We start from the raw sequence: 16,819 nt of genomic DNA, 5'->3' as shown, positions 1-16,819 counted from the left end.
GGTAAATCACGGGATAAGGAATCCGCACATAAATACAATTCAGGATTGATAGAACGAAATCATGCACGCTTCAGCGCGTATTTCCGGGCAAAAAGCGGCTGCCCCTCGCCCGCCTGCACGCGAGCATCGCGGATCCGAAGGGATCGGGCCGCGCGTGCCCGGCCGAAAAACCCGGCGACGGAGCGGGATCACGGCCGCTGGCGGCGGTTTTGCGGCCGACAACCCGCGCGCGCAATCCGGCCGCGAAGAGCCCGGATCCGTCCTCGATCACCGCCGAGCCGCGTCCCGCGCGATTTCGGCGCCGAGCCAGGCGCGGAACGCCGCGAGCGGCGGGTAATTCTCCCGCGCCCGCGGCCAGACCAGCCAATAGGCGCCCCCGCTCGGCACCGCGCGCGCGAGAACGGGCACGAGCCGCCCGGCCTCGATCTCCGGATCGGCGAGGAAATCCGGCAGGACCGCGATTCCGAGCCCCGCGATCGCCGCCTCGATCAGCGGCGCGAACTGATCGAACAGCATGCCGCGCGCAACCAGCGGCGCAGCACCCTGCCCGGCGCTCCAGGCCGCCCAGGCGCCGGGTCGCGTGCCGAGCTGGAGGAGCGGCAGCGTCGCGAGATCCTCGACCCGCGCGATCCGCGCCCGCCCGGCGAGAAACCCCGGCGCGGCGCAGACGGTCAGGGTCTCGTCGAGCAGCTTGAGATGCCCGGCATCGCGCCAATCCTCGGCGCCGAAATGGATGGCCGCATCGAAGCCCTCGGCGGCGAAGTTGAACCGCTGCAACCGCGTCGCGATGCTGAGCGTCACGCCGGGATGCGCGGCCTGGAAGGCGCCGAGGCGCGGCGCCAGCCAGCGCGTGCCGAAAGCCGGCAGGATCGCCAGCGCCAGCGTTCCGCCTCCGGGATTGGCCGCAAGCTGAAGCCCCGCCCGCTGGATGAGATCGAGCGCGCGCGAAATGTCGCGGCCATAGGCCCGCGCCGCCGCGCCGGGGATGAGGCGCTGCCGATGCCGCTCGAACAGCCGCAGCCCGAGCTGGGCCTCGAGATTCTGCACGAGCCGGCTCACCGTGCCCTGGGTGAGGTCGAGTTCCCGCGCCGCGGCCGCGGTGGAGCCGGTCCTGAGCACCGCCTCGAAGGCGCAGAGCAGGCTGATCGAGGGCAGGAAGCGGCGCGGGCGCGACATGGCCTACGCATAACATGGCAGACTATGCATGGCATGCATGAATTCACGGCCAAACAGCGTTTGCCGCGAAGACGCTTCCATGCCACGGCAAGCGCCATGCGCCGCATGCGCCGGCCTGCCGCCGAACGGGAGGAAACCATGTCCACCACCACGAATCCCGACGCCACGAATCCCGCCTCCGCCGGGTCCGCCCCCCGGCGCGGCAGCTTCAACTGGGCCGATCCCTTCCTGATCGAGGATCAGCTCGCGGAGGACGAGCGCCTGATCCGCGATGCGGCCGCGGCCTTCGCCGCCGACAGGCTCGCGCCGCGCGTGGCGGATGCCTATCTCCATGAGAAGACCGATCCCGACATCTTCCGCGAGATGGGCGCCGCCGGCCTGCTCGGCGTCACGGTGCCGGAGACATATGGCGGCGCCGGTGCCTCCTATGTTGCCTACGGCCTCGTCGCGCGCGAGGTGGAGCGCATCGATTCCGGCTATCGCTCGATGATGAGCGTGCAATCCTCGCTCGTGATGTATCCGATCCAAGCCTATGGCTCCGAGGAGCAGCGCCGGAAATACCTGCCGGGGCTTGCGAGCGGCGCCTTGATCGGATGTTTCGGCCTGACCGAGCCCGATGCCGGCTCCGATCCCGGTTCGATGAAGACCCGCGCCGAGAAGATCGCCGGCGGCTACCTGCTCCACGGCAGCAAGATGTGGATTTCCAACAGCCCGATCGCCGATGTCTTCGTCGTCTGGGCGAAGAGCGCCGCGCATGGCGGCGAAATCCGCGGCTTCGTGCTCGAGAAGGGCATGAAGGGCCTCTCGGCGCCCAAGATCGGCGGCAAGCTCTCGCTCCGCGCCTCCATCACCGGCGAGGTGGTGATGGAGGGCGTCGAGGTGCCGGAGGATGCGCTGCTGCCGCATGTCTCCGGCCTCAAGGGGCCGTTCGGCTGCCTGAACCGCGCGCGCTACGGCATTTCCTGGGGGGTGATGGGCGCGGCAGAGGATTGCTGGCACCGCGCGCGGGCCTATGGGCTCGACCGCAAGCAGTTCGGCCGCCCGCTGGCGCAGACCCAGCTGTTCCAGAAGAAGCTCGCAGACATGCAGACCGAGATCGCGCTCGGGCTTCAGGCAAGCCTGCGGGTCGGCCGGCTGATGGACGAGCATCGCGAGGCGCCGGAGATGATCTCGATCGTCAAGCGCAACAATTGCGGCAAGGCGCTCGACATCGCGCGCATGGCCCGCGACATGCACGGCGGCAACGGCATCCAGATCGAATATCACGTCATGCGCCATGCCCAGAACCTGGAGACGGTGAACACCTACGAGGGCACGCATGATGTCCATGCCCTCATTCTCGGCCGGGCACAGACCGGGCTCCAGGCGTTCTTCTGAGCCCGACGCCGGTTTCCCCGTGGCCCGTCCCGGCACGAGGCGGCGAAGCGCCTGCTCGCCGCTCCCCGTTCCGGAGCATGGAATGCTCCCGTGCGAGCCTGACCGGAAAGCTGCTTGCTTTCTTGAGGCATTCCAGACCAACCCATTGAAGATCAGACGCTTTTCCGGTCATCTCCCTCGAGCCGGCCCATGGTGGGCTGTGATCGAGGTTTGCGCCGATGTCGAGCCCGGCCCCCAGAATTGCGCTTCCCGCGATCCTGATCGCGAACGATCTGCGTAACGGCGATGTCGTCGTCCGCGCGGCGGCCGGCTGGTCGCGCGATCCGCGCGAGGCGGTGATCGCGCATGACCGCGCCGCCGCCGAGCGGCTGGCGGCCGAGGCGGCGGCCGAACTCGCCGCCAACCGCGTCGTCGATGCCTATCTGATCGATGTCACGCTCGGGGACGCCGGCGAGCCGGTGCCCAATCATTTCCGCGAGCGCGTCAAGCTGCGCGGTCCCTCGATCCGCCCCGATCTCGCGCGCGTTCCGGGCCGGACCTCCACCGGGGCGCGGACGTGATGCCGGAACACGCGCGCACCATGCCGAAGGAGAGGCCGGACATCGCGCGGATCAGCACCGGCCGCGTGCGCCTGCTGACGGCGCTGATCCTGCTTGTCTTCGCCGGTTTCACATTGCATTGGCTGCTGATCCGCGGCGAGGATGCGCCGTTGCGCGGCGACACCTTCCTGCTCGCACTGGCGATCGGCGCGGCGGCGCAACTCGTCGATGGCGCGCTCGGCATGGCCTATGGCGTGACCGCCAATTCGCTGCTGCTGGCACTCGGCCTGCCGCCGGCCGCAGCCACCGCGACCGTGCATATCGCCAAGGCCTTTACCGGGGCCGCTTCGGGCCTGTCGCATTGGCGGCTGGGCAATGTCGACCTGCGCATCTTCCGTCGCCTGGTCGCGCCCGGGATCCTCGGCGGCGTGCTGGGCGCGGTGCTGATCACCACGATCGACGGCCGCGCGCTGCAGCCCTGGATCGCCGGTTACCTGCTGCTGATGGGGCTCTCCATCCTGTTCCGCGCCTTCCGCACGATCCGCATCGCGGCGCGGCCGGATGGCCGGCTGGCGCCGCTCGCGCTCATCGGCGGTTTCGCGGATTCGGTCGGCGGCGGCGGCTGGGGGCCGATCGTCACCACCACCATGCTCGGCTCCGGCCATGAGCCGCGCGTCACGATCGGCTCGGTCAACGCCGCCGAATTCTTCGTGACCCTGGCGAGCAGCCTCTCCTTCGCGCTGCTGATCGGCATCGGCCATGCCGAGAGCGTGATCGGCCTCATTCTCGGCGGGCTGTGCGTGGCGCCCCTCGCCGCCACGCTGACCGGCCGGCTGGATCGCCGGCTGCTGATGGCCGGCGTCGGGTTGCTGATCTGCGCCCTCAGCCTGTTCACGATCCTGCGCACCCTCGGACTCTGACGGAACCGAATCCATGTATCGCTATGATGAATTCGACGATGCCTTTGTCCGCGACCGGGTCGCGCAATTCCGCGACCAGGTGACGCGCCGCCTCTCGGGCGGGCTGACCGAGGACGAGTTCAAGCCGCTGCGGCTCAAGAACGGCGTCTATCTCCAGCTCCATGCCTATATGCTACGGATCGCGATTCCCTACGGCACGCTCTCGGCGCGCCAGATGCGCCAGCTCGCGCGGATCGCCGAGACCTATGATCGCGGCTACGGCCATTTCACCACGCGGCAGAATCTCCAGTTCAACTGGCCGAAGCTGCGCGATATCCCGGATATTCTTGAGCTTCTCGCCGATGTCGGCATGCATTGCATCCAGACGAGCGGCAATTGCATCCGCAATGTCACCGCCGACCACTTCGCCGGCGTGGCCGCCGACGAGATCGAGGATCCGCGCCCCGTGGCGGAGCTGATCCGGCAATGGTCGAGCCTGCATCCGGAATTCGACTACCTGCCGCGCAAGTTCAAGATCGCGGTGACCGGCGCGACGCATGACCGCGCCGCCATACTCGCCCACGATGTCGGCATTGCCATCGTCCGCAATGCGGCCGGCGAGATCGGCTACCGCATCATCGTCGGCGGCGGGCTCGGCCGCACGCCGATGATCGGCAAGGTGGTGCGCGAATTCCTGCCGAAGCCCGAATTGCTCGCCTATCTCGAGGCGATGATGCGCGTTTACAATCTCGAAGGCCGGCGCGACAACAAATACAAGGCGCGGGTCAAGATCCTCGTCCATGAAATCGGGATCGAGGAATTCCGCGCCCGCGTCGAGGCGGAATACGCGACGATCGACGGCAGCGCGACCAATGCCGACCCGGCCGAGGCAGCACGCATCGCCGCCTATTTCGCACCGCCCGCTTATGAAACCCTGCCGGCCGAGAGCCCCGCCTTCGCGGCGGCGAAAGCCGCGAACCCCGCCTTCGCCGCCTGGGTGGAGAACAATGTCTTCCCGCATCGCCAGCCCGGCTATGCCGCGCTGACGATCTCGCTCAAGGCGATCGGCCAGCCGCCGGGCGATGCGAGCGCGGCGCAGATGCGCGCCGTCGCCGACCTCGCCGAGCGCTATTCCTTCGGCGAGATCCGCGTCACGCATCACCAGAACCTCGTGCTGCCCCATGTCCGGCAGGCGGATCTGTTCGCGCTCTGGCAGGCCCTCGGCGCGGCGGATCTCGCCGAGGCCAATGTCGGGCTGATCACCGACATCATCGCCTGCCCCGGGCTCGATTATTGCGCCCTCGCCACCGCCCGTTCGATCCCGATCGCGCAGGCGCTGGCCAAGCGCTTCGCCGATCCCGCGCGCCAGCGCGAGATCGGGCCGCTGGAGATCAAGATCTCCGGCTGCATCAATGCCTGCGGCCATCATCATGTCGGGCATATCGGCATTCTCGGGCTCGAGAAGCGTGGGGCCGAGAGCTACCAGATTACGCTCGGCGGCGACGCGACCGAGAATGCAGCGCTCGGCGAGATCATCGGCCCCGGCATCGCAGCGGAGGCGGTGCCGGACGCGATCGAGCGGCTCGTCGAGACCTATCTCGCCTTGCGCGAGAAGGACGAGCCCTTCATCGCCGCGATCCGCCGCCTCGGCCTCGCGCCGTTCAAGGCCGCATTCAGCGGAGAGGTCCGCCATGCCGCTGCTTGACCGCGACGGGTTCAAGCCCGACTCCTTCACCCGCGTCCCCGAGGCCGGGGAAACCGGCGAGACCGCGATCCTGGTGCCCTTCGCGCCGGATGCGCCGCCGGCCCCGCCGGCAGGCAACCGCGCGCTCGGGATCGAGATCGCCAACACGGTGCGGATCGACGCGCTCCGCCCGCATCTCGACCGGTTCGCGCTGATCGCGATCGGCTTTCCCGCCTTCTCGGACGGGCGGGGCTTCTCGCTGGCGAAGCAGCTGCGCAATGCCGGGTTTCGCGGCACGCTGCGCGCCGTGGGGCCGCTGATCGCCGACCAGTTCGCCTATGCGCTGGCCTGCGGCTTCGACGAGGTCGAGTTGCCGGAGGCGCTCGCCACCCGCCAGCCGGCCGAGATCTGGCTCGCCGCCGCCCGCGCCATCCGTGCCACCTATCAGCGCAGCCATCAGGCGGGCGGCGTGAGCATTCTCGATCGCCGCCGCGCCGCCCGCGCAGCCGCCGCCGAACCGGGAGCCGCGCCATGAATCCGGGCATCCACGCCGCCGGCCCCGATTCCGCCGCCGCCCTCGCCGCCACGCTGGCCCCGCTCGCGCCGGCCGAACGACTGCGCACCGCCCGCGCCGCAATCGGCGGCAGGCTCGTGCTGACGACGAGCTTCGGCCTCGAAGATCAGGTGCTGACCCATCTCGTCGCCGGGGCCGGGCTCGCGATCACCCTCGCGACCCTCGATACCGGCCGGCTGCATCCGGAGACCTACGCGCTCTGGTGCGAGACCGAGACGCGCTACGGCCTGCGCATCGCCGCCTTCTATCCGCGCCACGACGCGATCGAGGGTTACGTCCTCGAGCACGGGATCGACGGGTTCTACGCCTCGATCACGGCGCGCAAGGCGTGCTGCGGCATCCGCAAGGTCGAGCCGCTCGGCCGCGCGCTCGCCGGCGCCGCCGGCTGGATCACCGGCTTGCGCGCCGACCAATCCGCCGCGCGCGAGGCGACCCCGTTCGCCGAATGGGATGCAGGACGCGGGCTGATCAAGCTCAACCCGCTTGCCGATTGGTCGCGCCCGGCGCTGCTCGCCTTCGCGGAGCGCGAGGGCGTGCCGCTCAACCCGCTGCACGCGCAGGGCTTTCCCTCGATCGGCTGCGCGCCGTGCACGCGGGCGGTGCAGCCGGGCGAGCCGGAGCGCGCCGGCCGCTGGTGGTGGGAGAACGAGGCCGCGAAGGAATGCGGCCTGCATGTCGGCCCCGACGGCCGGCTGGTGCGCGCCACCAGGCGCGAGGAGGTGCCGGCATGAAGCCGCTCGATCATCTGTCGCTGCTCGAAGCCGAGGCGATCCATATCCTGCGCGAGGCGGTCGCGACCAGCGAGCGCCCGGTCATGCTCTATTCGATCGGCAAGGATTCGAGCGTGCTGCTGCATCTGGCGCGCAAGGCCTTCCACCCGGCGCGATTGCCCTTCCCGCTCCTCCATGTCGACACGACCTGGAAGTTCCGCGAGATGATCGCCTTCCGCGACGAGACCGCGCGGGCGCTCGGCCTCGATCTTCTCATCCATGTCAACGAGGAGGGCCTTCGCGCCGGCATCAATCCGATCGATTCCGGCTCGCAGCGCCATACCGACGTCATGAAGACCGCCGGGCTTAAGCAGGCGCTCGACAAACACGGCTTCGACCTCGCTTTCGGCGGCGCGCGGCGCGACGAGGAGAAATCCCGCGCCAAGGAGCGGATCTTCTCGCACCGCACCGCCGATCACCGCTGGGACCCCCGCAACCAGCGCCCGGAACCCTGGCGGCTGTTCAACACCCGCAAGCTGAAGGGCGAGAGCTTCCGCGTCTTCCCGCTCTCGAACTGGACCGAACTCGACGTCTGGACCTATATCCAGCGCGAGAACATCCCGGTCGTGCCGCTCTATTTCGCGGCGCCGCGCCCCGTGGTCGCGCGCGACGGCACGCTGATCATGCGCGACGACGAGCGGCTGCCGCTGCGCCCGGGCGAGCGGGTCGAGACGCGCCTGGTGCGCTTCCGCACGCTCGGCTGCTATCCGCTCACCGGCGCGATCGAGAGCGGCGCGCGCAGCATCGCCGAGATCATTGCCGAGATGCGCGCCTCGCGCACCTCCGAGCGGCAGGGCCGCCTGATCGACCATGACGGCGCCGCCTCGATGGAACAGAAGAAGCAGGAAGGCTATTTCTGATGGGATACGCGCGCGCCGTCGAAACCGTCGCGGCCTCGGGAGCGCATCCCGGCGCCGATTCTCCCGCCGCAAGCCCAGGCTCGCTGCTGCGCTTCATCACCTGCGGCTCGGTCGATGACGGCAAGTCGACCCTGATCGGCCGGATCCTGCACGAGGCGGGCGCGATCCCCAGCGATACACTTGCGGCCCTTGAGCGGGATTCGCGTCGCTTCGGCACCAATGGCGGCGCACTCGATTTCGCGCTGCTCGTCGACGGGCTCGCGGCCGAGCGCGAGCAGGGCATCACCATCGATGTCGCGCACCGCTATTTCGCGACCCCGCGCCGCGCCTTCATCGTCGCCGACACGCCGGGCCACGAGCAATATACGCGCAACATGGCGACCGGAGCCTCCGGCGCCGACCTCGCGATCATCCTTGTCGATGCCGGCAAGGGCCTGCTCGACCAGACGCGCCGCCACAGCATCATCGTGGCGCTCGCGGGGGTTCGCCACGTCGTCGTCGCCATCAACAAGATGGACCTGATCGGCTTCGACGAGGCGCGGTTCCGCGCGATCGAAGCCGATTACCGCGCCGCCGCCCGCGGGCTCGGCTTCGCGTCGCTGGTTTTCATCCCGGTTTCGGCTCGCGAGGGCGACAATGTCGCCGCGCCCTCGCCGCGCATGCCCTGGTATCGCGGCCCGGCCCTGCTCGACTGGCTCGAACGCATCGAGATCCGGCCGGTGACGGTTGAGGCCGGCTTCGCCCTGCCGGTGCAATATGTGAACCGCCCGGATGCCGGCTTCCGCGGCTTTGCCGGCACGATCGTCGCCGGCCGCGCCCGCCCCGGCGATCCGGTGCTCGCCCTGCCCTCCGGCCGGCGCGGCACGATCGCCCGCATCGTCACCTTCGACGGCGACCGCGCGGAAGCCGGCACCGGCGAGGCGGTGACGCTCACCCTCGCCGAGGAGATCGACATCGCGCGCGGCGACGTGATCGTCGCGGCCGCCGCACCGGAAGCGAACGGCATCCGCGTCGCCGATCGGCTCGTGGTCCGCCTGCTGGTGACCGCCGAGCGCGCGATCCGGCCGGGCGAGCGCTTCCAGCTCCAGCTCGGCACCGCCATGGCGCATGCGACCATCGTCACGATCGACCAGCGCACCGATGTCGCGACCCTGGTGCATGGCCCGGCCGAGGCGCTGGCGATGAACGATCTCGGCACCGTGACGCTGCGGCTCGACCGGCCGTTAGCGCTGGCGCCGTTCCGGACCCTGCGCGATCTCGGCAGCCTGATCCTCATCGACCGGCTGACCAACGCCACCGCCGCCATGGGCACGGTGACGGAGGCCCGCATGGCGGAGGATGCGGCGGGGGCGCAGGCGACCGGCCGTCTCGCGGTGCTGCTGCGGGCCGCCCTCAGCCCGGCCGGCACCGCGCGGCTGGCCGGCGCGGGGCTCGTCGCCCTCCTCGTGCTGGGATTGACCGGCGCACCGCTGGCGGCGGGGCTCGCGGGGCTCGGCGATCTCGTGTTGCGCCCCCTGGCCGAGCGCGTGAACCGGGCGCTCTGGGCCCGGCACGCGGCACGGCGGGACGCGGCGGTGCCGGAACTCAGTGATGGAGGCGGCATATGAACCCCAGCGATCCCGACCGTTTCGCCCGGCGCGCGGATCGCGCCTTCCGGCTGCTGCTGCTGGCACTGATCCTGCTCTGGCTCATGGCGCCGCCCGGCGGCGCCGGCAATGCCGGCCGGGCGCCGGAAGCCGCGATCAGCCGCGCCGCGGGCTGAGTGAGGGGCGGCTGCCGCGACATCGCCCGATTTCCCCTGCAGGATCCGATCCTATGACTTCCCCGCCCGCACGCCGCCCTTGCGGCGCGGCAGCACGGGCGGCCCCGCTCGCGCCCGGGGCAGCGATAGGGTATCGTCTCGCGTTCCTGCGTTGAACCGAACCCGCCCGGCCGGGACGATTGCGGCCGACGGATGGGATCCCGGAAACGGATATGCGAACGGAACGGAGACGCGAATGGCCTGGGCGCGCCTGAAACCGCTGATCGACATCCTGCTCTTCGTGGCTTCGCTCGTCTTCCTGATCGCGATCGTCTCCGGCGTGCGCGCCGCCCGCATCCCGGAGCCGGCGACGCACCCGGTCAGCTCGCCGCCGGCTGCTCCGGCGGAATCGCCAGCACCGTCGTCGATTTGACGCGCTCCATCGCGAAGCGCGACGAGACATTCTTGAGCGGAAAGGCCTCGATCAGCCGCTTGTAGAACGCATCATAGGCCGCCATGTCCGCGACCATCACCCGCAGCATGTAATCGACATCGCCGGCCATGCGGTAGAGCTCCATCACTTCCGGCATTGCCGAAACCCCGGCCGCGAAGGCGCGGAGCCATTCCGCGGAATGGTCCGCGGTCTCGACCGACACGAACACCGTGAGGCCGAGCCCGATCTTTTCCGGCGCGACCAGCGCCACACGCCGGGTGATGACGCCGCTCTGCTGGAGCTTCTGGATGCGTTTCCAGCACGGGGTCTGCGACAGCCCGACCTGATCGGAGATCTCGGCGAGCGGCATGTCGGCATTCTCCTGCAGGAGCGCGAGGATCTTGCGGTCGAACCGGTCGAGGGCTTTCGTCATCAAGGACTCCGGACTAGATCAGAATATTATTCTGCATATTACCATTAAATTTACTCAATATCAGAAAAATTTTCCACAAATGATTGAAGGCTCCGCCACCGCTGCGGGAGAAGCGCCTGCTCCGCTCCCGCCTGCCGGAACGGTTGCGTTCTTCGCCGGCGTGCCGCGGGAGCAGGCCCTTGCTTTTTGATCCATCCCCTTGCCTTTCGGCCGCTCTGCCGGTTTCTAGGCGCCGGAAGCGCGGCAATCCGGCTTCCGACGCGTCTTGTGTGCATCAGCCGGCGGGCGATCCGCCCGGCATCCTGGACCCCGATCGAGCGATGAGCGCCACCACTCTCGAAACCGTCACCCAGATCCATCACTGGACCGATACCCTCTTCAGCTTCCGGACAACCCGCAACAGCGCGTTCCGCTTCCAGAACGGGCAGTTCGTCATGATCGGGCTGGAGGGCGAGGGGCGGCCGCTGCTGCGCGCCTACAGCGTCGCCAGCCCGAATTACGAGGAGGAGCTCGAATTCCTCTCAATCAAGGTGCCGGACGGTCCGCTGACCTCGCGCCTCCAGCATATCGCGCCGGGGGATTCGATCCTGGTCGGCCGCAAGGCGACCGGCACCCTCGTTGCGGATTTCCTGCTGCCCGGCCGCAATCTCTACCTCGTCGGCACCGGCACCGGGCTCGCCCCGTTCATGAGCCTGATCCGCGATCCGGACATCTATGCGCGCTTTGCGCATGTCGTGCTCGTGCATGGCGTGCGCCAGATCGCCGAGCTGGCCTATGGCGACATGATCCAGAACGAATTGCCGAACCACCCGCTGGTCGGCGAGCAGGTGGCGAAGCAGCTCACCTATTACCCCACCGTGACCCGCGAACCGTTCCGCAATCGCGGCCGCATCACCGATCTCATCACCAGCGGCCAACTCTTCGAGGATTGCGAGCTGCCGCCCCTCTCCTCACAGGAGGATCGGGTGATGCTCTGCGGCAGTCCCGCGATGCTCAAGGACATGGTTGCCTTGCTGGAGCCGGAAGGCTTCATCGAAGGTTCCAGCAACAATCCCGGCAGCTTCGTCATCGAGAAGGCCTTCGTGGAGCGCTGACGCCGCTCCGGACCGATCGAAGACACCGTCGACGGAAATCCGCCCGCAGCCTGAACCGCGCCGCCGCCGCCGCCGTATACGGGCGGAACAGGAGGGCAGGATGCGGGCGATCATCTATGGCGGTTCGGGCGGTATCGGCGGCGCGCTGGCACGGCGCCTCGCCAGCGGCGGCGCGACGCTGCATCTTGTCGCCCGCGATACGGAGCGCCTGCGTTCGATCGCTGCCGAAACGGGCGCGACCACGACCCCCGGCGACGTGCTGGATCCGGATCTCTTCGCGCGTGTCGCCGCCGAAACCCCCGGCCCGGTCGATGCGCTCGTCTATGCCGTCGGCTCCATCAATCTCAAACCGTTCGCGCGGCTGACCGAGGCCGATTTCCTGGCGGATTTTCGGCTCAACGCTCTCGGCGCCGCCCGTGCGGTGCAAGCGGCGCTGCCGGCGCTGAAACAGGCGGAGAACGCCTCGGTCCTGCTCTTCTCGACCGTCGCCATGGCGCAGGGCTTCGCCGCGCACGGCTCGGTCGCGATGGCCAAGGGCGCCGTCGATGGCCTGGTCCGGGCGCTTGCCGCCGAATTCGCGCCGCGGATCCGCGTCAACGCGCTCGCGCCCTCGCTGACCCGCACCGCGCTCGCCGCCCCTCTCCTCGCCTCCGAGCCGATGGCGCAGGCCATCGCGCAGCTGCACCCGCTCCAGCGCCTCGGAACGCCGGAAGAGATCGCGGCCTTCGCCGCCTTCCTGCTTTCACCCGACGCGGGCTGGGTCACCGGCCAGGTCATCGGCGTCGATGGCGGCCGCTCCACCCTCCGCGTCAAGGGATGATCATGGCGCGGATGCGCCGCAAGGCCGATCTTCCGGTCAAGACCTGCCGGATCTGCGCGCGCCCCTTCGCCTGGCGGCGGAAATGGGCACGCGTCTGGGAGACGATCGAAACCTGCTCGACCCGCTGCCGCGATGCCGCACGCCGCGACCGCAAGAACGAGCAAGCCCGCGAACCGGGAGGGCACCCGGGCTTCCCGTGACCATTCCGTCAGCGGGACGCCGGCCAACGCGATTGCTTGCATGATGCCGGCGTCGAGCACATTCTCGCGATCATGAGCGCATCCCCTCCGCGACTGACCATTCGAATTGGGCTGAAGGCCGATGTTGCGTTCGGCCCCGGCAAGGCCGATCTCCTGCAGGGCATCGAGGAAACCGGCTCCATCGCGGCGGCTGGCCGGCGGATGGGTATGAGCTACAAGCGGGCATGGTACCTGATCGACACGTTGAACGGCTATTTCCGCGAGCCGCTGGTCGTTTCGGTCAAGGGTGGGAAGGCGGGCGGCGGCGCTCATCTGACTGAGGCCGGCAAAGCCGTACTGGCCGCGTATCGTCAGGCCGAGCGCGATGCTTCCGCCGCCACGGCGGCTGCCTTGGCCACGCTGGTGCAACTGGCGGACCCTTGACCCAAGGACAGATTTCTCGATGGCCATACGTTTCCGAGAACGATATAGTTAACCGGCTATATCGCTTGGAGGTGGTGATGGCGCCACACTTGTCCGCTCAGCTGCATCGTCTTGCGCGCCTGTCCAAGGTCATTCTGGGCCTGGCTTTGGTGACGCTTGCTCCCGCGAAGGCCCAGGACAATGCGCCTCGCATCGCCGCAGCCGCTGATCTGAAATTTGCGCTTGATGAAGTGGTCGCGAATTTCAGGCGCGAGACAGGGAAGGTCGTGATTCCGACCTACGGCTCCTCGGGCAACTTCAAGACGCAGATCATCCAGGGTGCACCGTTCCAGATGTTCCTGTCGGCCGACGAGGGCTTTGTCTTCGAACTGGCGGACAAGGGGCTGACGCTTGACCGCAGCACCCTCTACGCGATCGGCAGGGTGGTGCTCTTCGCGCCCACCGGTGCGAGTTGGACGCCCGATCCGGCATTCACCGATTTCAAGGCTGCGCTGGCGGATGGAAGGATCACCAAATTCGCGATCGCCAATGCCGAACATGCCCCATACGGCCGCGCGGCAGAGGAATCGCTGGAGTCCTTTGGTCTGCTGGAAACAGTGCGCCCAAAGCTGGTTCTCGGTGAGAATGTCAGCCAGACGGCGCAATTCGCGACCTCCGGTTCAACGCAAGGCGGAATCTTCGCGCTCTCGCTCGCGGCGGCACCGCAGATCGGAAGGCTTGGAACCTATGCCCTGATCCCAGCCGAGAAGCACAGGCCCTTGCGCCAGCAGATGGTGCTTCTGAAGAACGCGGACGAAACCGCCAGGGCCTTCTATGCCTATATCCAGTCGCCGGCCGCGCGCACCGTCCTCAAGCGGTATGGCTTTCTGCTGCCGGGGGAAGAAGGCTAATCGGATGGACTGGACTGCCCTCTGGCTTTCCCTCCGGCTTGGCCTTGTCACGCTCGCGATCCTCCTGCCCGTTGGTCTTCTGGTCGGGCGTTGGCTGGCCTGCAGCCGATTTCCGGGCAAGGGCTTTGTCGAGGCGGCGTTCGCGCTGCCTTTGGTGCTGCCGCCGACGGTTGTCGGCTATTACCTGCTTGTGAGCATCGGCGGCGCGACACCGATCGGCCAGTTCTGGAACGCGACCTTCGGCCATAACCTCGTCTTCTCGTTCGAGGGGCTGGTCCTTGCATCGGTGATCGTGAATCTCCCCTTCGCGATCCAGCCGATGCAGCGCGCTTTCGAGGCCATTGCCCCTGAAATCCGCGAGGCGGCGGCCGTCTCGGGCTTGTCGCCGTGGCAGGTTCTCCTGCGGATCGACCTGCCCCTGGCATGGCCGGGCGTCGCGATGGGATTGGTGCTGACATTCGCCCACACCCTCGGCGAGTTCGGCGTGGTGCTGATGGTCGGCGGGTCCATTCCGGGCGAGACCAAGACGATCGCCATCGCGATTTACGACCGCGTTCAGGCTTTCGATACGCAAGGTGCCGGCATCATGGCGGCGACTTTGCTGATGATGTCGCTCGTGGTGCTGGGGCTTACCTACCGGCTCTCGTCCAATGTGGGGCGGCGTCATGGGGGCTGACATGCTTACGGTTCGTCTGAAACAGGCGGCGCCGATCCCGCTCGATGTCGACTTGTCCTGCTCCGCCGGGGATGTGCTCGCCCTCGTCGGACCATCGGGCAGTGGAAAATCGACGATCCTGCGGACGATCGCCGGTCTCTATCGTCCCGTCGCGGGTCATGTGACCGTCAAGGGGACGTCGTGGCTGGATACGGCGCGGAAGATCGATCTGCCGCCGCATAAGCGACGGGTCGGGTTCGTTTTTCAGAACTACGCCCTGTTCCCGCACATGACCGCCCTCGGCAACGTGGTGGCCGCGCTTGATCATCTGCCGCGTGACGAACGGACTGCCCGCGGCTTCCAACTCCTCGAACTCGTCCATCTCGGCGACTTTGAGGGGCGCAAGCCTGCCGAACTCTCCGGCGGGCAACAGCAGCGGGTGGCGGTTGCGCGCGCGCTGGCGCGCGACCCGGATGTGCTGCTTCTCGACGAGCCCTTCTCGGCCGTGGATCGGGTAACGCGCCAGAAGCTCTACACCGAGCTTCGGGAGCTCAGTCGAGCCTTGCCGATCCCGATCATGGTCGTCACGCATGATTTCGATGAAGCGGCTCGCGTTGCAAACCGCATGTGCCTTCTCGATCGGGGAACGATCCTCCAGACCGGAACGCCGCGCGATGTCCTGGCGCGACCGGCGAGCGTGCAGGCCGCAAGGCTGGTTGATCTCAGGAATCTGTTCGAGGCGCGGGTGATCGGCCATGACGGCACGCGCACGTTTCTGGACTGGAATGGTCGTCGTATCGAGGCCCTGCGCGCCGATACGCGTCCCGCTGGGGCGGATGTCGCCTGGGCCATCCCTGGATCGCAGGTGCTCTTGAGCAGCACCGATCCCAATCATGCCGACACGACACCCAATCGCTTTGCCGGGACGATCCGGGATCTCATCCCGTTGAGCGAAAACCTGTCGATGACCGTCGTCCTCGATGGCGCCGATGCACCGGTTCTTGCGATGACGTTGCCGGCGCACTCCGCGTGCCGGACCGGCATCGGCCCGGGGGCCCGCGTGACGATCGCGTTGATGCCCGACGGCATTCATGTCATGGACAGCGACGCCGGCCCCGACGATGGCCGCGAGACTGGTCGATAAGACGCAAGCCGATCGAGCCATGGAGGGCTTGCCGGCCGGACTGCTCGGCGGCGCACTTCCTTCGCCCGTTATCCGCTTTCTGGCGGGGCGGAGCCCCGCCGGAGCGGGCATGGCGGCCGTGCGGATCGCGTTTCAATGCGATGGCGGGGCCTTTCGGCACCTTTGGCGCGTTCCACCTCGCGGAGCGGGATTGAAGCTCGCGGGGCCTTCTGGATGAGATGCGCAACCCTCGGGCTGTTACGCTTGCGCTGTGTTATGCATCTTAACTGCCTTCGCAGGACGGTCGCCCCGTCTGGAGACACCGCACGACCGAAAAATCAGACCCGAAGCCGCTATTGCCCCTTCCAGGGCGCGATGTGTCAAGGGTAGACCATCCTTATATTCTGGGGAGCGTAAAGGACAATGCACCAAGTCGAAACCGGCTTACGCCGAGCCATCTGGATTGTTGCATTAATAAACATCGCCTATTTCGGCATAGAAATGGGCGTAGCCTTGTCAATAGGATCCGTTTCTCTCCTCGCCGACAGCGTGGATTTTTTCGAAGACGCGGCCGTAAATTTCCTGATTGTCGCAGCATTGGGATGGAGCGCAGTGCAACGGGCCAGGGTCGGAAGGGTGCTTTCTGCCATCCTGCTCATTCCTGCTGTCGCTTTTGGATGGACGCTGTGGGGGAAGCTTGCCGTGCCGACGCCCCCGGCCCCCATGCCGTTGAGTATCACTGGCACGGGGGCATTGATCGTCAATCTTTACTGCGCATTCCTGCTGGCGCGGTGGAGGCACTCCGGCAGCAGCCTGACCAAGGCCGCCTTCCTCTCCGCACGCAACGATGCCCTGGCCAATCTCGGGATCATCTCGGCGGGGCTCGTAACACTGCTCTGGCAATCGATCTGGCCAGATGTGATCGTTGGCCTTGCCATCGCCGCCATGAATGTGGACGCCGCCCGCGCCGTCTGGAACGCCGCCCGCGAAGAACATCAGGCAGAGCTGGCTCGGTTTGTTTGAACAGTTTCGGGGCGTTTCCTAAGTGGATTCCTGCCTCGGTTAGGCCGCCATCGGGATTGCTGGCAGCGCATTGAAGTACGCCTCGTCCGGGGTCAACCGGCCGAG

20 protein-coding genes are annotated in these 16,819 nt (G+C 67.7%); 18 read left to right on the top strand and 2 right to left on the bottom strand.

All coding sequences use genetic code 11. From position 1 onward, the window contains the following. Positions 1-267: 267 nt before the first annotated feature. On the bottom strand, positions 268-1,176 hold the full coding sequence (locus FWJ24_RS09390) for a LysR family transcriptional regulator (RefSeq protein ID WP_150287568.1): 909 nt from the start codon (positions 1,174-1,176) through the stop codon (positions 268-270). A 138-nt stretch (positions 1,177-1,314) separates the two neighbouring features. On the opposite strand from FWJ24_RS09390, the gene FWJ24_RS09385 reads away from it, so the two are divergent. From FWJ24_RS09385 to FWJ24_RS14615, 10 genes are all read left to right on the top strand, one after another. Then, positions 1,315-2,553, top strand: a complete 1,239-nt coding sequence (locus FWJ24_RS09385) for an acyl-CoA dehydrogenase (protein WP_150287567.1) — start codon at positions 1,315-1,317, stop codon at positions 2,551-2,553. A gap of 218 nt (positions 2,554-2,771) precedes the next feature. Further along, positions 2,772-3,113 (top strand): DUF2849 domain-containing protein, encoded by a 342-nt coding sequence (locus tag FWJ24_RS09380; protein WP_150287566.1) that lies wholly within the window; start codon positions 2,772-2,774, stop codon positions 3,111-3,113. Continuing rightward, positions 3,113-4,012, top strand: a complete 900-nt coding sequence (locus FWJ24_RS09375) for a sulfite exporter TauE/SafE family protein (RefSeq protein ID WP_150287565.1) — start codon at positions 3,113-3,115, stop codon at positions 4,010-4,012. The genes FWJ24_RS09380 and FWJ24_RS09375 overlap by 1 nt, the downstream gene beginning before the upstream one ends. Before the next feature lie 13 nt (positions 4,013-4,025). Next, a complete protein-coding gene (locus tag FWJ24_RS09370) occupies positions 4,026-5,696 on the top strand; it encodes a nitrite/sulfite reductase (RefSeq protein ID WP_150287564.1) in 1,671 nt (556 codons plus the stop codon). After that, a complete protein-coding gene (locus FWJ24_RS09365; RefSeq protein WP_150287563.1) occupies positions 5,683-6,210 on the top strand; it encodes a DUF934 domain-containing protein in 528 nt (175 codons plus the stop codon). The genes FWJ24_RS09370 and FWJ24_RS09365 overlap by 14 nt, the downstream gene beginning before the upstream one ends. Next, positions 6,207-6,980 carry a phosphoadenylyl-sulfate reductase gene (locus FWJ24_RS09360; protein WP_150287562.1) on the top strand — a complete coding sequence of 258 codons (774 nt, stop codon included), beginning with the start codon at positions 6,207-6,209 and terminating at the stop codon, positions 6,978-6,980. The genes FWJ24_RS09365 and FWJ24_RS09360 overlap by 4 nt, the downstream gene beginning before the upstream one ends. Further along, positions 6,977-7,879 (top strand): sulfate adenylyltransferase subunit CysD, encoded by a 903-nt coding sequence (cysD, locus tag FWJ24_RS09355; protein WP_150287561.1) that lies wholly within the window; start codon positions 6,977-6,979, stop codon positions 7,877-7,879. The genes FWJ24_RS09360 and cysD overlap by 4 nt, the downstream gene beginning before the upstream one ends. Continuing rightward, positions 7,879-9,486, top strand: coding sequence for a sulfate adenylyltransferase subunit 1 (locus FWJ24_RS09350; RefSeq protein ID WP_150287560.1), 1,608 nt, complete (start codon positions 7,879-7,881; stop codon positions 9,484-9,486). Before cysD ends, FWJ24_RS09350 begins: the two co-directional genes overlap by 1 nt. Further along, the gene (locus FWJ24_RS14620; protein WP_166443649.1) at positions 9,483-9,641 is read left to right on the top strand and encodes a hypothetical protein; all 159 of its coding nucleotides are present in this window, start codon (positions 9,483-9,485) and stop codon (positions 9,639-9,641) included. Before FWJ24_RS09350 ends, FWJ24_RS14620 begins: the two co-directional genes overlap by 4 nt. A 235-nt stretch (positions 9,642-9,876) precedes the next feature. Next, the gene (locus FWJ24_RS14615) at positions 9,877-10,053 is read left to right on the top strand and encodes a hypothetical protein (RefSeq protein WP_166443648.1); all 177 of its coding nucleotides are present in this window, start codon (positions 9,877-9,879) and stop codon (positions 10,051-10,053) included. Here FWJ24_RS14615 and FWJ24_RS09345 read toward each other — a convergent pair. Then, positions 10,001-10,486 carry an Lrp/AsnC family transcriptional regulator gene (locus FWJ24_RS09345; RefSeq protein ID WP_150287559.1) on the bottom strand — a complete coding sequence of 162 codons (486 nt, stop codon included), beginning with the start codon at positions 10,484-10,486 and terminating at the stop codon, positions 10,001-10,003. The two genes, FWJ24_RS14615 and FWJ24_RS09345, sit on opposite strands and share 53 nt — an antisense overlap. Positions 10,487-10,806: 320 nt before the next feature. Here FWJ24_RS09345 and FWJ24_RS09340 point away from each other — a divergent pair, with 320 nt between their 5' ends. The 8 genes from FWJ24_RS09340 (at position 10,807) to FWJ24_RS09305 (ending at position 16,714) form a co-directional block, all read left to right on the top strand. Beyond that, complete coding sequence (locus tag FWJ24_RS09340; protein WP_150287558.1) at positions 10,807-11,580, top strand: ferredoxin--NADP reductase; 774 nt, start codon at positions 10,807-10,809, stop codon at positions 11,578-11,580. Positions 11,581-11,680: 100 nt separating this feature from the next. After that, on the top strand, positions 11,681-12,400 hold the full coding sequence (locus FWJ24_RS09335) for an SDR family NAD(P)-dependent oxidoreductase (protein WP_150287557.1): 720 nt from the start codon (positions 11,681-11,683) through the stop codon (positions 12,398-12,400). 2 nt (positions 12,401-12,402) lie between these two features. After that, the gene (locus tag FWJ24_RS09330; protein ID WP_150287556.1) at positions 12,403-12,600 is read left to right on the top strand and encodes a DUF2256 domain-containing protein; all 198 of its coding nucleotides are present in this window, start codon (positions 12,403-12,405) and stop codon (positions 12,598-12,600) included. A gap of 36 nt (positions 12,601-12,636) precedes the next feature. Then, on the top strand, positions 12,637-13,023 hold the full coding sequence (locus FWJ24_RS09325) for a winged helix-turn-helix domain-containing protein (protein ID WP_342788607.1): 387 nt from the start codon (positions 12,637-12,639) through the stop codon (positions 13,021-13,023). Between the two features lie 77 nt (positions 13,024-13,100). Next, positions 13,101-13,913, top strand: a complete 813-nt coding sequence (modA, locus tag FWJ24_RS09320) for a molybdate ABC transporter substrate-binding protein (RefSeq protein ID WP_150287555.1) — start codon at positions 13,101-13,103, stop codon at positions 13,911-13,913. Positions 13,914-13,917: 4 nt separating this feature from the next. After that, positions 13,918-14,589: a molybdate ABC transporter permease subunit gene (modB, locus tag FWJ24_RS09315; RefSeq protein WP_150287554.1), complete on the top strand. Its 672-nt coding sequence runs from the start codon at positions 13,918-13,920 to the stop codon at positions 14,587-14,589. 1 nt (position 14,590) lies between these two features. Next, positions 14,591-15,712 (top strand): ABC transporter ATP-binding protein, encoded by a 1,122-nt coding sequence (locus FWJ24_RS09310; RefSeq protein WP_150287553.1) that lies wholly within the window; start codon positions 14,591-14,593, stop codon positions 15,710-15,712. Between the two features lie 402 nt (positions 15,713-16,114). Continuing rightward, positions 16,115-16,714 (top strand): cation efflux transmembrane domain-containing protein, encoded by a 600-nt coding sequence (locus FWJ24_RS09305; RefSeq protein WP_150287552.1) that lies wholly within the window; start codon positions 16,115-16,117, stop codon positions 16,712-16,714. Positions 16,715-16,819 lie beyond the last annotated feature (105 nt).

Origin of the sequence: Rhabdaerophilum calidifontis (assembly GCF_008641065.1) — a bacterium.
In the GTDB taxonomy this organism is placed as follows: Bacteria; Pseudomonadota; Alphaproteobacteria; order Rhizobiales; family Beijerinckiaceae; genus Rhabdaerophilum; species Rhabdaerophilum calidifontis.
This window is presented reverse-complemented; position numbering and strand designations above follow the sequence as displayed.

What these genes read in the sequence shown, in the direction of transcription:
- FWJ24_RS09390 (WP_150287568.1), bottom strand. Translation starts at nt 1,176, where the DNA reads ATGTCGCGCCCGCGCCGCTTCCTGCCCTCGATCAGCCTGCTCTGCGCC.
- FWJ24_RS09385 (WP_150287567.1), top strand. Translation starts at nt 1,315, where the DNA reads ATGTCCACCACCACGAATCCCGACGCCACGAATCCCGCCTCCGCCGGG.
- FWJ24_RS09380 (WP_150287566.1), top strand. Translation starts at nt 2,772, where the DNA reads ATGTCGAGCCCGGCCCCCAGAATTGCGCTTCCCGCGATCCTGATCGCG.
- FWJ24_RS09375 (WP_150287565.1), top strand. Translation starts at nt 3,113, where the DNA reads ATGCCGGAACACGCGCGCACCATGCCGAAGGAGAGGCCGGACATCGCG.
- FWJ24_RS09370 (WP_150287564.1), top strand. Translation starts at nt 4,026, where the DNA reads ATGTATCGCTATGATGAATTCGACGATGCCTTTGTCCGCGACCGGGTC.
- FWJ24_RS09365 (WP_150287563.1), top strand. Translation starts at nt 5,683, where the DNA reads ATGCCGCTGCTTGACCGCGACGGGTTCAAGCCCGACTCCTTCACCCGC.
- FWJ24_RS09360 (WP_150287562.1), top strand. Translation starts at nt 6,207, where the DNA reads ATGAATCCGGGCATCCACGCCGCCGGCCCCGATTCCGCCGCCGCCCTC.
- cysD (WP_150287561.1), top strand. Translation starts at nt 6,977, where the DNA reads ATGAAGCCGCTCGATCATCTGTCGCTGCTCGAAGCCGAGGCGATCCAT.
- FWJ24_RS09350 (WP_150287560.1), top strand. Translation starts at nt 7,879, where the DNA reads ATGGGATACGCGCGCGCCGTCGAAACCGTCGCGGCCTCGGGAGCGCAT.
- FWJ24_RS14620 (WP_166443649.1), top strand. Translation starts at nt 9,483, where the DNA reads ATGAACCCCAGCGATCCCGACCGTTTCGCCCGGCGCGCGGATCGCGCC.
- FWJ24_RS14615 (WP_166443648.1), top strand. Translation starts at nt 9,877, where the DNA reads ATGGCCTGGGCGCGCCTGAAACCGCTGATCGACATCCTGCTCTTCGTG.
- FWJ24_RS09345 (WP_150287559.1), bottom strand. Translation starts at nt 10,486, where the DNA reads ATGACGAAAGCCCTCGACCGGTTCGACCGCAAGATCCTCGCGCTCCTG.
- FWJ24_RS09340 (WP_150287558.1), top strand. Translation starts at nt 10,807, where the DNA reads ATGAGCGCCACCACTCTCGAAACCGTCACCCAGATCCATCACTGGACC.
- FWJ24_RS09335 (WP_150287557.1), top strand. Translation starts at nt 11,681, where the DNA reads ATGCGGGCGATCATCTATGGCGGTTCGGGCGGTATCGGCGGCGCGCTG.
- FWJ24_RS09330 (WP_150287556.1), top strand. Translation starts at nt 12,403, where the DNA reads ATGGCGCGGATGCGCCGCAAGGCCGATCTTCCGGTCAAGACCTGCCGG.
- modA (WP_150287555.1), top strand. Translation starts at nt 13,101, where the DNA reads ATGGCGCCACACTTGTCCGCTCAGCTGCATCGTCTTGCGCGCCTGTCC.
- modB (WP_150287554.1), top strand. Translation starts at nt 13,918, where the DNA reads ATGGACTGGACTGCCCTCTGGCTTTCCCTCCGGCTTGGCCTTGTCACG.
- FWJ24_RS09310 (WP_150287553.1), top strand. Translation starts at nt 14,591, where the DNA reads ATGCTTACGGTTCGTCTGAAACAGGCGGCGCCGATCCCGCTCGATGTC.
- FWJ24_RS09305 (WP_150287552.1), top strand. Translation starts at nt 16,115, where the DNA reads ATGCACCAAGTCGAAACCGGCTTACGCCGAGCCATCTGGATTGTTGCA.